The sequence below is a fragment of the Quadrisphaera setariae genome, assembly GCF_008041935.1.
Taxonomy (GTDB): Bacteria; Actinomycetota; Actinomycetes; order Actinomycetales; family Quadrisphaeraceae; genus Quadrisphaera; species Quadrisphaera setariae.
This window is the reverse complement of the sequence record NZ_VKAC01000010.1, coordinates 66,464-79,887: the sequence shown is the minus strand read 5'-3', so window position 1 is coordinate 79,887 and position 13,424 is coordinate 66,464. Positions and strand designations below refer to the sequence as shown.

At 73.0% G+C, this 13,424-nt stretch carries 14 protein-coding genes; all 14 read right to left on the bottom strand.

Annotation, left to right across the window (positions count from 1 at the left end; all coding sequences use genetic code 11):
• Nucleotides 1–90 precede the first annotated feature (90 nt).
• The gene (locus tag FMM08_RS16445) at nucleotides 91–564 is read right to left on the bottom strand and encodes a flagellar basal body-associated FliL family protein (RefSeq protein ID WP_147927468.1); all 474 of its coding nucleotides are present in this window, start codon (nucleotides 562–564) and stop codon (nucleotides 91–93) included.
• Entirely contained in the window at nucleotides 557–1,537 is a 981-nt protein-coding gene (locus FMM08_RS16440) for an OmpA/MotB family protein (RefSeq protein WP_147927467.1), read from the bottom strand. The genes FMM08_RS16445 and FMM08_RS16440 overlap by 8 nt, the downstream gene beginning before the upstream one ends.
• Nucleotides 1,537–2,304, bottom strand: a complete 768-nt coding sequence (locus FMM08_RS16435; RefSeq protein WP_147927466.1) for a motility protein A — start codon at nucleotides 2,302–2,304, stop codon at nucleotides 1,537–1,539. Before FMM08_RS16435 ends, FMM08_RS16440 begins: the two co-directional genes overlap by 1 nt.
• Nucleotides 2,304–2,669, bottom strand: coding sequence for a flagellar FlbD family protein (locus FMM08_RS16430; protein WP_255472490.1), 366 nt, complete (start codon nucleotides 2,667–2,669; stop codon nucleotides 2,304–2,306). Before FMM08_RS16430 ends, FMM08_RS16435 begins: the two co-directional genes overlap by 1 nt.
• 222 nt (nucleotides 2,670–2,891) lie before the next feature.
• The gene (locus tag FMM08_RS16425) at nucleotides 2,892–4,265 is read right to left on the bottom strand and encodes a flagellar hook protein FlgE (RefSeq protein ID WP_147927464.1); all 1,374 of its coding nucleotides are present in this window, start codon (nucleotides 4,263–4,265) and stop codon (nucleotides 2,892–2,894) included.
• 164 nt (nucleotides 4,266–4,429) lie between these two features.
• A complete protein-coding gene (locus FMM08_RS16420; RefSeq protein ID WP_147927463.1) occupies nucleotides 4,430–4,999 on the bottom strand; it encodes a flagellar hook capping FlgD N-terminal domain-containing protein in 570 nt (189 codons plus the stop codon).
• A 63-nt stretch (nucleotides 5,000–5,062) separates the two neighbouring features.
• A complete protein-coding gene (locus FMM08_RS16415) occupies nucleotides 5,063–6,757 on the bottom strand; it encodes a hypothetical protein (protein WP_147927462.1) in 1,695 nt (564 codons plus the stop codon).
• Nucleotides 6,757–7,806: a transglycosylase SLT domain-containing protein gene (locus FMM08_RS23995; protein WP_304653993.1), complete on the bottom strand. Its 1,050-nt coding sequence runs from the start codon at nucleotides 7,804–7,806 to the stop codon at nucleotides 6,757–6,759. Before FMM08_RS23995 ends, FMM08_RS16415 begins: the two co-directional genes overlap by 1 nt.
• On the bottom strand, nucleotides 7,803–8,279 hold the full coding sequence (locus tag FMM08_RS16405) for a flagellar FliJ family protein (protein ID WP_147927461.1): 477 nt from the start codon (nucleotides 8,277–8,279) through the stop codon (nucleotides 7,803–7,805). Before FMM08_RS16405 ends, FMM08_RS23995 begins: the two co-directional genes overlap by 4 nt.
• Nucleotides 8,279–9,628: a FliI/YscN family ATPase gene (locus FMM08_RS16400; RefSeq protein ID WP_147927460.1), complete on the bottom strand. Its 1,350-nt coding sequence runs from the start codon at nucleotides 9,626–9,628 to the stop codon at nucleotides 8,279–8,281. The genes FMM08_RS16405 and FMM08_RS16400 overlap by 1 nt, the downstream gene beginning before the upstream one ends.
• 67 nt (nucleotides 9,629–9,695) lie before the next feature.
• On the bottom strand, nucleotides 9,696–10,409 hold the full coding sequence (locus FMM08_RS16395; protein ID WP_147927459.1) for a FliH/SctL family protein: 714 nt from the start codon (nucleotides 10,407–10,409) through the stop codon (nucleotides 9,696–9,698).
• A complete protein-coding gene (gene fliG / locus FMM08_RS16390) occupies nucleotides 10,393–11,427 on the bottom strand; it encodes a flagellar motor switch protein FliG (RefSeq protein WP_222710855.1) in 1,035 nt (344 codons plus the stop codon). Before fliG ends, FMM08_RS16395 begins: the two co-directional genes overlap by 17 nt.
• A 3-nt stretch (nucleotides 11,428–11,430) precedes the next feature.
• The gene (gene fliF / locus FMM08_RS16385) at nucleotides 11,431–13,044 is read right to left on the bottom strand and encodes a flagellar basal-body MS-ring/collar protein FliF (RefSeq protein ID WP_147927458.1); all 1,614 of its coding nucleotides are present in this window, start codon (nucleotides 13,042–13,044) and stop codon (nucleotides 11,431–11,433) included.
• Nucleotides 13,044–13,409, bottom strand: a complete 366-nt coding sequence (fliE, locus tag FMM08_RS16380; protein ID WP_147927571.1) for a flagellar hook-basal body complex protein FliE — start codon at nucleotides 13,407–13,409, stop codon at nucleotides 13,044–13,046. Before fliE ends, fliF begins: the two co-directional genes overlap by 1 nt.
• Nucleotides 13,410–13,424 lie beyond the last annotated feature (15 nt).

Sequence of the window (13,424 nt, the reverse complement as noted above, 5' to 3'; positions counted from 1 at the left end):
TGCCCGCCGGGCTCGACCCTGGGGGTCCAGCCCGGCGGGCGCCGGAGGTCGTCCTCGGTAGAACTGCAGGTCAGAGACCTGCGGGTGAGGTCACTGCATGACGTACTGGGTGAAGTAGACGTCCATGACCTCGTCCTCGTACTTCTTCTCGATCTTCTCGGTGAGCTCCTTCTTGACCGCGTCGCGCTTGGTGGGGTCCGCGAGGTCGGTCATCGACATGCCGCTGTAGAGCTCGATGGCGGTGTCGAGCGCCTTGCTGCCGTCGACGTTCTCCGTCACCGCGGCGGTCTGCTGCAGGGCCAGGCCCAGCTTGAGGTAGTGGCCCTCGGCGAGGTTGATGCTGATCGGGTCGATGGAGACCACCGCACCGGCCACGGGCTTCGGCTCCTCCTTGGGGGCCGCGTCGGCCTTGCTGCTCTTCATCACGAAGAAGTAGTAGCCGGCGCCGCCGAGCACGAGCACGGCCACGACGATCATGATGAGCAGCTTCTTCTTGCCCTTCTTGCCGCCCGCCTCGTCGGTGGCGTCGCCCTTGGCGGGCGTTGCGGTCCTGGCCTCAGCCATGGGTGTCTCCCTCGGTCGTGGTGGCGGTGGTGGCGGTGGTGGAGGTGCTGGCGGTGCTGGCCTTCCCGGAGGTGGCCGCGATCGTCCCCGCGAAGAACGGGACGAGGTCGCGGACCTGGGGGGCCTGGTCGGACTCGGCGACGATGTCGACGCGGCGGTTGCCGTCGATCGCCTCGGGGCTGTCGGTGGGGAAGAGCGGGCGGGTGTCGCCGTAGCCGGTGGCCCGCAGGCGGTCTCCGGCCACGCCGTCGGCGTCGGTGAGGTGGAGCACCACGGAGGTGGCCCGCGCCGAGGAGAGCAGCCAGTTGTTGGCGTACGGACCGCCCTTGAGCTGGAGGTGGTTGGCGTGGCCCTCCACCGAGATGCCCCCCTGCTCGTGGGCGAGCACCGGGCCGATGGCGTCCAGCACCTGCAGGCCGCGCGGCTGGATGTCGGCGCTGGCGTTGGCGAAGAAGATGTCGTTGGCGACCACCCGGATCTCCAGGCCCCGCTCGGTGATGGTGGTCTTCACCGCGTCCTGCAGGCCCTTGGCCGCGAGGGCGTCGATGACCTGGTCCTGCAGGCCCTTCAGCCGAGCGGCCTCCACACGGGCCGCCAGCTCGTCACCGGCGCCGGTACCCGCGGCGGGTCCCGCGACGGAGGTGCTGGACTGGTTGCTGGTCGAGGACGCCGGCGGGGCGTCCATGATGACCATCGGCGAGGTCGGCTTGTTGTCGATGGCGGAGTCGGTCGACCCGTCGTTGATGCCGCTGCCGCCGGTCTGCGGCAGGGCCTCGTTGCCGAAGCCCTGCGCCAGCGAGGTGCGCAGCTCCTCGAACTTCTTGACGTCGATGGAGCTCATGGCGAAGAGCACGAGGAACAGCGCCATGAGCACCGTCATCATGTCGGCGTAGGAGACGGCCCACCGCTCGTGGTTCTCGTGCTCCTCCTCGTGGCCGCCGCCGCGCTTGGCCTTGCCCTTGCCGTGGCTCATCAGGCCGCCGCCTTGGCCTTGCCCGTCTCGGGCACCAGGCTGCGGAGGCGCTGGCCGACCAGGCGCGGGTTGGCACCGGCCTGCACGGCCATGAGGCCCTCGACCACCAGCTCCATCTGCGCGGCCTCGGTCTCCGAGAGGCGCTTGAGGCGGGCGGACAGCGGCAGCAGGATGATGTTGGCGGTCAGCAGGCCCCAGAAGGTCGCGACGAGGGCCGCGGCGATCATGTGGCCGAGCTTCGCGGGCTCGGAGAGGTTCTCGAGCACGTGCACCAGCGACACGACCGTGCCGATGATGCCGACGGTCGGCGCGTAGCCGCCGGCGGTGGCGAAGAAGTTGGCGCCGACCTTGTCGGTGGCCTTCTTGGTGTCGATCTTGGAGTGGAGCATCTCGCGCAGGTCCTCGGGGTCCGCGCCGTCGATGGCGGCCTGCAGCCCGTCCTTGAGGAACTTGTCGTCGACGTCCTTGGCGGCGTCCTCCAGGGCCAGCAGGCCCTCGCGGCGCGCCTTCTCTGCCAGCGACACGATGGTGTCGATGGTCGACTCCATGTTGACGGCCTTGCCGGTCAGCGCCTTGATGAGGGCGTTGATGATGATCGGGAGGTCCGCCATGCGGATGCCGGTGAAGCCGGCGCCGATGGTGCCGAGGATCACGAGGATCATCGGCGGGATGAGGACCACCGACATCGGGCTGGAGCCCTCGAGGATGATCGCCAGGAGGATGGCGCCGAACGCGATGCCGAGGCCGATGAGGCTTGCCGGATCCATCAGTGCTCCTCCTCCGTGGTCAGGGTGGTCGGGTTGTGGGCGCTCTGGCGGCTGGCGAGCCGCTCGGTGAGCGAGGCGACGGGCGTGAGGTGCGGGTGGGCCTCGCCGGCACGGGGCGCGGGGACGGCGGCGTCGTCGTCCTGCTCCGCGGACAGCTCCGCCTCGGCGGCGGCGCGGCCGAGGTCGCGAGCCGTGGCCACGACGCTGGCGCGGTAGTCGCGCACGAGGGCCACGACGTCGACGACGCTCTCCTGCACCAGGAACTTGGTGCCGTCGATGAGCGTGAGCACGGTGTCCGGGGTGGACTCCACACGCTCCAGCAGGTCGGGGTTCACCGCGAACGGCGGGCCGTTCAGGCGCGTCACGACGATCACAGGATCCGTCCCTAGAGTCTGCGGGGCCTTCCGTGACCCCTGTCAGTCCGTCCATCGGCGGCGCCGGGACGTGTGTGAGTGCTTGTGGCCGGTGGGCTGCGGGCCCTCCCCGACCGGGTGAACGCCACCCGGGTGAGACCCGGGAGACACCGCGGGAGGACGTCGTGACGACGCCCTCCCGCGGTGCTCACTGCCCTGTCAGTGCTGTCAGGGTCAGCGCTTCATGTTGCCGAGCTCCTGCAGCATCTCGTCGGAGGCGGTGATGACGCGGGAGTTCGCCTGGAAGCCGCGCTGGGCGACGATCAGGTTGGTGAACTCCTGGGAGAGGTCGACGTTGGACATCTCCAGCGTGCCGCCGGCGATGGAGCCGCGGCCGGCGACGTTGGCCGGCCCGACCTGGGCGAAGCCCGAGTTGGTGGTGCTCGAGTACAGGGAGTTGCCCGACTTCGTCAGACCCGACGGGTTGGAGAAGTTGGCCAGCGCCACCTTGCCGAGGACCTGCTTGAAGCCGTTGTCGAAGGTGCCCGTGATGGTGCCGTCAGCACCCAGCGCGAACGCCGCGATGGAGCCCGCCGGGGCACCGTCCTGCGCCGAGACCGTTCCGGTGCTCTGGCTGCTGGTGGTCACACCGGCGTTGTTCTTCACGGCGTTGGTGCCGGCGTAGCCGGTCACGTTCTTCCAGTCGAACGCCAGCGCACCCGAGAGCCCCAGCGCCTGGCCGGCCGCAACGGTCGTGGTGCCGACGGTGGCGCCGGCGGTGGTGAGGTCCGGGGTGCCGTCGGCCTTGAAGGTGACCTTCGCCCCGGTGTCGGTCAGCGCTCCGGCGGCCGGCGTCGAGCTGGCGTTGTACGAGTACGCCTTCCACTCGTCGTTGGTGGAGCCGCCACCTGCGTTGTGCACGAAGACGAGGCTGACCGGCACGGCCTTGCCGAGGTTGTCGTACCCCGTCATCGTGACGGGGCCGAAGGTGCTGCCGGGGTCGGAGGTGTTGAGGGCCGACAGCGTGGTCGTCCCGCTGGTGATGGTCGTACCTGCCGCCTTGACCGGGGCGTCGTCGGCGAAGTTGCCCGCCATGGAGAAGGTCTTGGTGCCCTGCGGCTGGCGCAGCTGACCGGCGGGGATGGTGAGGTTGGTCGTCTGGCCGGTGGTGGGCACCGAGCCGTCGGGGTTGGCGGCCCAGCCCTGGAGGATGGCGCCGTCGGCGGTGACCATCTGGCCGAGGGCGTCGAACGAGAACGACCCGGCGCGGGTGTACATCTGCTCGTTGCCCTTGTTGACCACGAAGAAGCCGTCGCCCTGGATCATCATGTCGGTGCTCTTGCCCGTGAGCTGGGCGGCGCCCTGCGTGAAGTTCGTGGTGATGCCCGCCACGCGCACGCCGAGGCCGATCTGCGCGGGGTTGGTGCCACCGTCACCCGCGGTGGCGCGGCCGGCGGCAGCGACGACCTGGCTCAGGGTGTCCTGGAACTGCGTGGTGGACGACTTGAACGCCGTGGTGTTGACGTTGGCGATGTTGTTGCCGGTGACGTCCATCAGCGTCTGCTGGCTGCGGAGGCCCGAGATGCCGGCGTAGAGCGAGCGGAGCATGCGTCTCTCCTGTTCACGGGGAAGCCAGCCGCGAAGGGGGTCGCGGGCTGGGTGGCGCGGTGCATGCCGTCCGTGGCAGGTGGTGCGCGTCCGTGCCGGACCTCGGGAGCACCGTGGGCGCCGTCCTGGCGCTGGTGCCTCGAGGGCCGTCGTGGGGGTGTCCGTCAGGACGTGGGGGCGGCCTCGTCCTTGGACGTCGAGTCGCTGGACGAGCCGGAGGTCGACCCGGTGGTGGCCGTGGTCGTCGTCGTGGTGGCCGCGGTGGCGGGCTTCACGGTGGTGATCTGGTCGATCGCCACGGTCTGCTTGCCCACCACGAGCTTGGGCGTGGCGTCGCTGAAGTCGGCGCTGTCCACGAGACCGCTCTGCTTCGTGCCGTCGGCGTCGGTCCAGGAGACCTCCTTGCCGACGAACGACGACGCCGACAGGCGCATCTGCAGGCCGAACGCCTCGCGCTGCGTCGTGGCGAGCTCGGTGAGCTGCTCGACGGTGCTCAGCTGCGCGGTCTGCGCCATGACCTGGTTGGAGTCCATCGGGGAGGACGGGTCCTGGTAGCGCATCTGCGTCACCAGGAGCTGGAGGAACTGGTCCTTGCCGAGGGACGTCTTGTCCTTGGCCACAGCAGCGCTGCCGTTCATGCTGTTGACGGCGACGCTGTTGGGGGTGCTGCTCGCCTTGGCGGCGGTGAGGTTGACGAGCGCGTTCTGCTTGGCGAGTGCGGTGATGTCGGTCATCGCACCTCCTGGAGGGTCGAGGCCCTGGCGGCCGGCCAGTCGGTCGAGGGCCGTACGAGGCCCTCAGACGAGGACATCGACAGCTCGGGCCCCGAACTGAAGCCCCAGCCTCGGCGACCGCACGTCCGCCACGTCCTCTGCGCCCTGTCGGCCCAGGTCAGCGCCCCGGTTCGCGCTCCAGGACGTGCGCTGGCCGCCCTCGGAAGCGCCGAAGCCGCGCGCCTGTCCCCCGGCCGACGACGCGGCGTCGCCGAGGTCCAGGGAAGCGTTGGAGCCGGTGGCCGCGAGGTCGCGGCGCAGGTCGTCCACGGCCAGCTTGAGGGCCTCACGGGCCGCCTCGGTGCCGCCGTGCAGGGTGATCTGCACGCCGCTGGCGCTGATGTCCGCGACGACGCGCACGCTGCCGATGGCGTCCGGCGTGACCTGGACGGTGAGGCGGTGCACGCCCTCCCCCAGGCCCGGGAGCGCCACGAGCTTGGGCGTGAGCTGCGGCACGAGCTGCGCGGCGTGCGCAGCGGCGGTGGAGTGCGTCGGAGCCGCCGGGGCCGTCGACGTGGCGGCGGGGGTGCTCGGCAGGACGACGGCGGCGGGCACGGCCGGTCCAGCCGCTCCAGCGGCCCCGTCGACCTTGCTGGGCGTCTGCGAGGTCGCAGGGGCGCTCGTGGCGCCCGACAGCACGGCGCGGTCGCTCGCGAGCGAGGTGGCCAGGGCCGCCGACGCCGCTGCCGCGGCCGCAGGGGGCTGCGTGGCGGCCGAGGGGGCCTGACGGCCCTCCGCGCCCGGACGTCCGTCACCGGTGCTCGACCCCGAGGCCTGGTCTCCCGACGCAGCGGCGGTCGCCGTAGCCGTGCCGGCCAGCGCGGCAGCCAGGCGGTCACCGGAGGCCGTGCCCTCCCCGGCGCCCGCCGGAGCAGCGGACGAGGACGAGTCCTTCGCGCCGGCCACCGAGGCGTCGGCACCGGCGGCGGCCGAAACCCACGGCGGGGTGGCGGAGCCGGTAGCGGTCGGCGCCGCGGGGTTCTGGGCGGAAGCGACGGCGACCTGCGCGGTCGGCGCGCCCGCGGCAGCGGTCGTGGTGCCTGCGACGGCCGGCGAGGTGGCCGCCCCCTTCGCGGCCGCGTCGGCGGCAGGGGCCAGCGCTGCGGCGATGGCGGCGCTGAAGATCGAGGTCGCGACCGGAGTCGTCACCCCGGCGGTCCCGGTGGCAGCCGGTGCGGGGTCGGTCGCCTCGTGGCCGTCCACAGCCCCGAGCTTCCGCGAGGACGCGTCGGAGGGTGCGCCGTCGTTGTCGTCGTCGGTGGCCGCGTCGCGGTGCGCCGGGCGGTCGTCGCGGCGGGAGCCGTCAGCGGCGTCGCGCTGCGCGCGGTCAGCCCGCTCGGCGGCCTTGTCCGCGGCGCGGTCGGCCGCCCGGTCGGCGGCGCTCTGAGCGCGGTCAGCGGCCTTCTCGGCGGCGCGGTCGGCCGCCCGGTCCGCGGAGCCGCTGTCGCGGACGTCCCGGCGCGGGGCGTCGTCGTCGCGGACGGCCGAGCGGTCGTTGGTCCGCTCGGCGGCGCGGTCGGCCGCCCGGTCGGCGGCACGGCTGGCGGACTGCGAGGAGGCGCGCTCCGCCGCGGCGCGCTCGGAGGTGGCGGTCTGGCTGCTGTGCTCGGCGAGCAGCGCGGCGAAGCCGTCAGCGCTGCCCGAGGCGGCGCCCGAGGGGCGAGCGGTCTGCGTGGACGGGACCACCGCGGTGGTGCGGGTGGAGGCGACGAACGTCATCAGTTGCTCCCGTTCAGCAGGCCGGTGACCTTGCGGACGTAGTTCTGGGTCTCGGTGAAGGGCGGGATGCCGCCGTGCTTGGCCACGTTGCCCGGGCCGGCGTTGTAGGCGGCCAGGGCCAGCGGCACGGAGCCGTCGTAGCGGTCGAGGTGGCTGCTCAGCAGGCGGGCGGCGCCGTCGACGGCCTGGGCGGGGTCGAAGGCGTTGACCCCGAGGTCCGCGGCGGTGCCGGGCATCAGCTGCATGAGGCCGCGGGCGCCGGCGGGGCTGACGGCGCGGGCGTTGCCGCCGGACTCCACCTGGGCGACGGAGGCCAGCAGGCCCTGGGGAAGGTCGTAGCGGGACTCGGCGGCGGCGAAGAGCGAGCCGTACTGGCCGGTGGCCGTGGCGGCGGAGGTGCCCGTGCTGCCCGCGGAGGGGACGGCCGAGCGGAGCACGGAGGAGCGCAGGTAGCTGAGGCCGTCAGCAGCAGAGCCGGCGGTGGAAGCGTCCGATCCGCCGGTCACGCGGCGGATGGTCATGGGCGTCTCCCAGACCTTGGAGATCTTCACGATGTCACCGGTCTGCGGAGCGTGGATCATCTTGCCGTCGCCCACGTAGATGCCGATGTGCGAGCCGCCGTCGAGCACCACGAGGTCACCGGGCTGCGCCTGGTCCAGGGAGGGCACCTCGGTGCCCACCTTCGCCTGCTGCGCGGCGGTGCGCGGCAGCGTGATGCCGTTCTCGCGCATCACCAGCTGGGTGAAGCCGGAGCAGTCGAGGCCGGTGGAGGGGTCGGTGCCGCCCCACTTGTAGGGGACGCCGAGGTACTTCGTCGCATCGCTGACGATGTCGTCCCCGCTGGTGCCGCTGGTGCCGGACATCTGCGCCTGCGCCTGGGCGAGGGCGTCGGCGAACATCGAGCTGGAGGACCCGGTGCCGCTGAGGGCGCTGCTGGTGCCGAGGGAACCGGCCGGGGCGGTACCGGTGAGGGCGGCGATGCGCTGCTGGACCATGAGCACGCGGCTCTGGACGTCGGCCAGCGGGTCGGCGACGGTGGGCACGCTCACGAGGAGGCCTCCGGGGCGGTCTGGTCGTCGGTCGGGGAGTCGGTGAGGTCGATGGACTCGACCGGGTCGGTGGGGCGGCGGCTGCCGCGCTCGTCGAGCAGCGCCTGCTCGGCGCGGGCAGCTGCCTCGCGCTCGGCGGCGGCGTGGTGCTCCTGGAGCCGCTCCAGGGCCTTCACCCGGGCGCGGGCGGCGGCGAGGACGGAGGCGGCGTGCTGGGCCTCGGCGTCGGCCTGGACCACCAGCTCGACGCTCTCGGCGTAGCGGGCGGCCATCGCACCGCGAGCGGCGACCGCCGCGGCGAAGGCGCGCTCACCGCCGCTCTCGGGGAAGCCGGCCTCGGCCAGCACGGCCCTGCGGCCCACCGACGCGGCGCGGGCGGTGCCGGCCCGCCGGGTGGCGGTGCCGGCCTCCGCGGCGGCGACGTCGGCCTGGACCTGCCGCACGCGCAGCAGCTGGGCGAGGCGGAAGGCCATCAGCCACCCACCACCGGGGTGGCGTCGACGACGGAGCGCAGCTGGCCCCAGGCGTCGGCGAGACCGGTGCGCTCCTCGACGTCCTGGCGCAGGAAGCCGTCGATGAGCGGGCGGGCGGCGATGGCGGCGTCGGTGAGGGGGTTGGCGCCGGGCACGTACGCCCCGACGTCCACCAGGTCCTGCGCCTCGCGGCGGGCGGCCATGAGGCGGCGCACGTGCGTGGCGTCGTCGCGCTGCTCGCGGGAGGTGACGCGGGTGGCGACGCGGGAGACCGAGCCGAGCACGTCGATGCTGGGGAAGTGCCCGGCGGTGGCCAGGGCCCTGTCGAGCACCACGTGGCCGTCGAGGATGGAGCGGGCGGCGTCGGCGATGGGCTCGTTGTGGTCGTCGCCGTCCACGAGCACCGTGTAGATGCCGGTGATCGAGCCGGTGTCGCTGGTGCCGGCGCGCTCGAGCAGGCGGGGCAGCAGGGCGAAGGTGCTCGGCGGGTAGCCGCGGGTGGCGGGGGGCTCCCCCACCGACAGGCCGATCTCGCGCTGCGCCATGGCGAAGCGGGTGAGGCTGTCCATCATCAGCAGGGCGTCGCGACCGGTGTCGCGGAAGTGCTCGGCGATGCGGGTGGCCACCATCGCGGCGCGCAGGCGCACCAGCGGCGGCTGGTCGGAGGTGGCGACGACGACGACGGAGCGCGCCAGGCCCTCGGGGCCGAGGTCGTCCTCGAGGAACTCGCGGACCTCACGGCCTCGCTCACCGATGAGGGCGATGACGTTGACGTCGGCGGAGGTGCCGCGGGCGATCATCGACAGCAGCGTCGACTTGCCGACGCCCGAACCGGCGAACAGGCCGAAGCGCTGGCCGCGGCCGGCGGGCACCAGGGTGTCGAGGGCGCGCACGCCCAGGGCGATCGGGGTGTCGACGCGCTGGCGGGTCAGCGGGTCCGGCGCGGCGGCGTCCACGGACTCCCAGCTGCTGGCCTCGAGCGGGCCGCGGCCGTCGATCGGCTGGCCGAGACCGTCGAGCACGCGGCCCAGCAGGCCGTCGCCGACGGGGGCGCGCAGCGAGCGGCCGAGGGCCATGGCCCGCTGGCCGGCGTGCAGGCCGTCGCTGCGGCCCAGGGGCATGCACTGCACGCCGCCGCGGCCGACGGCCACGACCTCGGCGTCGACGCCCTCGGTCGCCGTGGGCGCGTCGGGCAGCAGCCGGACCAGGTCGCCCACGGCCGCCTGCACACCCGTGACGTCGACGGTGAGGCCGACCACGGAGCGGACGGAGCCGGTGCGCTGGGGGGCGCCCGCGGCGGCGGCGCGGCGCAGGACGGTGGTGAGGGGGCTGGCCGTCGTCGTCGTCATCATCGTGCTCCTCTCCGGGAAGGTCAGTCGTCGAGCTGGGTGCTGGTCTGCGTGCTGGGCGGGACCGTCACAGGTCGTCCACGTCGAACACCTCGAGGCGCTGGCGGGAGCCGCCACCTCGGAGCACCGAGCGCATCCGCGCCAGGGCGGTGTCGATCCGGGCGTCCACCGAGCCGCCGGGGAAGTCGGCGACCGCGTCGCCCGAGGCCAGGCGCGGGTCGGCGGTGAGCTCGACGCCGGTGCGGCCTCCCAGCGCGGCGACCTCCTGCTCGGGGTCCACGGCGCGCAGCGCGGCCAGGTCCCCGGGGTTGATGCGGACCTGCACCACCTCCTCCTCCGGCGAGGCCGACAGGGCCCGGGAGATGGCGGCCGTGGCGCGGGCCCGGGCGTCGGCGGCGTCGAGCTCGTGCCCGATGAGCACCTCCGCCAGGTCGACGGCGCCGGCGGCCACCGCGTCGGCGGCCTCCGCCACCGGCTGGGCGGTGCGCTCGCGCAGCTGCTGGGCGGCGGCCTCCAGGGCCGCCACCGCCACCGCCACCGCGGCGCGCAGCTGGGCGCGCTCGGCGGCCGCGGCGGCTGCGGCTGCCGCCGCCGCGTCGGCCTCGCGGGCCGCGGCAGCGGCCACGCCCTGGGCCCAGCCGGCGGCGTACCCGGCCGCGCTGCTGGCCGCGTCCGGGACCGGCGCCGCGGGAGCGGCGGCCGGGCCCCGACGGAGACCCGTGATCGGCGCGAAGACCGCCGCCGAGATGGAGGGGGCGAGCAGCTCAGGCGACGTACTCATCGTCCGACTCCCTCTGGATCTGGATCTGGCCGGACTCCTCGAGGCGGCGGATGACCGAGACCACCGCGGCGCGACCCTCCTCGGCCGCCGACAGGCGGACCTGGCCGAGCAGCTCGATCTCCTCGAGGAGGTTCTCGCGGGCCCGCTCCGAGACGTTGCCGAGCACCTTGTCGCGCAGCTCGGTCCGCACGCCCTTGAGGGCGACGGCGAGGGTGGCGGCGTCGACCTCGCGCAGCACGATCTGCATGGCGCGGTCGTCGAGGGTGAGGATGTCGTCGAAGGTGAACATCTGCGCCCGGACGATCTCCGCGAGCGCCGGGTCGCGCTTGGCCAGCTCCTCGAGGAGGTGCTTGCCGGTGCCCGGGTCCGCGCGGTTGATGATCTCCACGAGGGGCTGGACGCCCCCGACCGTGGCGGTCGACTGCGGGGTGAGCACCGTGGAGGCCTTGCGCATGATGGTCTCCGCGACGATCGCGATGACGTCCGGCGGGGTGCGCTCCATGGTGGCGATGCGGTGCGCGACCTCGGCCTGCATGTCGGGCGCCAGGCCGGTCATGGCCGCGGAGGACTTCACCGGGCTGAGGTGGGCGAGCACCAGCGCGATGGTCTGGGCGTTCTCGCCGGTGAGGAAGGTCAGCACCTGGCGGGCGTCGGCCTCCTGGAGGAAGTCGAACGGCTGCCCGATCTGGCCGGCGGTGACGCGGTCGAGCAGCTCACCGGCCCGGTCCTTGCCGAGGGAGCTCTCCAGCAGCGACCGGGCGAAGCCCATGCCGCCGGTGCCGAGCTGACCGGTGCCGGTGAGCTCGTTGTAGAACTCCACGAGCACGTCGTCGGCGGTGGTGGGCTCGATCTCGCCGAGGAGCACGATCTCGGTGGTGAGGGCCTCGATCTCCTCCTCGTCCATCTGGGCGAGCACCTTGGAGGAGCGCTCCTTGCCCATCTGGACCAGCATCACGGCGGCCTTCTGGGGGCCGGTCATCGTCGCCGCGTTCAGCGGCGCCAGGGCGGTGGATGCCATCGGTCAGACCTTCCGGGTGTCAGCGAGCCAGCCGCGGAGGAGGTCGGCGACCTCGGCCGGCTGCTGGTCGACCAGCTCGCCGACCTCGGCGCGACGCAGCGCGGCGGGGTCCGGGGCGGAGGGGGTGAGCTGCGGGGCGCCCGGGGCGCCCAGGGCGGCGACGCCGTCCGGGCCGATGACCGGACCAGCAGGGTAGAGCCGCTCGAGCTCGCCGAGGTCGAGCGACTCGCGGGACGGGCGGCGCTTGGCGGCGCGCCGCCAGGCGATGAAGACCACCAGCAGGAAGACCAGGGCCAGGAGGCCGACGGCGCCCTGCGTGATGAGCTTGGTCTGCGCGGCCTTGGCGTCCTCGGCCTTGGCGGCCTCGAGGTCCTTGGCGGCGGCGTCGGCAGCGGAGGTGTCGAAGGTCGCCTGGGTCACCGAGAGGGAGTCCCCGCGGGTGTCCAGCACGCCGGCGGCGTTGGCGATGGTCTCCTGCAGCTGCGGCATGCCCATGGCCTTCGCGGCCTTCTCGTCCACCACCACGGCGATGGACTGGCGCTTCAGCGTGCCCGGGGCCAGCTGGCTCGTCGTCGTCGTCTTGTTGATGGGGTTGTTGACGGTCGACTGCTCCTTGTCGTACCCGTTGCCACCGGCTCCGCCGTTGGTGGTGGTGGTGGTGCCGTCGACGCCGAGGACGCCGTTGGTGCCGAGAGCGCCGCCGGTCTGGCCGTTGGTGCCGGTGTACTTCTCGGTGGACGTGCTCGAAGACAGCGGCGGGAGCTGCTTGGGGTAGTCGAACTCCTCCTTGACCTCGTTGGTCGTGTCGAAGTTGAGCTCCGCGCTCACCGAGGCGATGGCCTTGCCCGGGCCGAGCACCTTGTCGAGCACCTGCTGGATGGAGGCGGCCTTGTCGGACTCGTACTGCTGGGTGCGGGCGTCGCTGGAGCCGGAGCCCGTGAGGCCCTGACCCGCAGCGGAGAGGAGCCGGCCCGTCGAGTCGCTGATGGTGACCTGGCTCGGGTCGAGGTTCGGCACGCTCGACGCGGTCAGGTTGAGGATCGACTGGATCTGGCTGTCGGTCAGCGTCTTGCCGGGGGTCGTCTCGACCAGCACGGACGCGGTGGTCTTGCCCTTGTCGTCGGTGAAGACCGTCTCCTCGGGGACCGCGATGTGCACCACGGCGGTGCGCACGCCGTCCAGCTGCTCGATGGTCTTGGCGAGGTCCGCCTCCATGGCGCGCTGGTAGTTCGCCTTCTCCATGAACTGCGAGGTGGTGATGCCCGAGCTGGCGAGGACCGCCGAGCCGGAGCTGCTGTCGCTGGGCAGGCCCGCTGCCGCGATCTTCATCTTCTCGGCGTCGACGGACTCACGGGCGATGGAGATGCCGGTGCCGCCGTTGGTGGCCTCGAACGGCACGCCGTCCTGGGTGAGGATGTCGGCGATGGCCTGGCCGTCGGTGCCGGAGAGGTTGGCGTAGACGGGCACCAGGCTGGGTGTGGAGACCCACCGGCCGAAGGCGGTGGCGCCCAGGACCAGCACGGCCACGCCGATGACGGCGATGACCTTCTGACCCAGCGTCATGGCGGAGACGGACGAGCCGGCGCTCTTGAGCCGGTCGAGCAGCTGCGGGGGCATCAGACCTGCATCCTCATGATGTCGTTGAAGGCCTCGAGGGCCTTGTTGCGGATGGCGACGGTGACCTCAGTGGCCATGGAGGACTTGGCGGCCGCGATCATGTAGTCGTGGACGTCGTCCAGGTCTCCGGTGGCGGCCTGGACGGCCAGGTCGGAGGCGTTGGCCTGGAGGCGCTGCACGTTCTCGAGGCTCGAGTTGAGCGTCGCCGCGAAGCTGGAGCCCGTGGCTCCCACCGCGCCGACGCCCGCCGCGGTGCCCGTGCCGGAGGTGGCGGTGGTGGCCGTGACGCCGGAGGTGTACGGGGAGGTGACCGCTGCCGCACCGGTGCTGGAGCCGGTCGCGCTGGTCGACCCGAGCCCCTGCATCCCGTTCAGCACGCT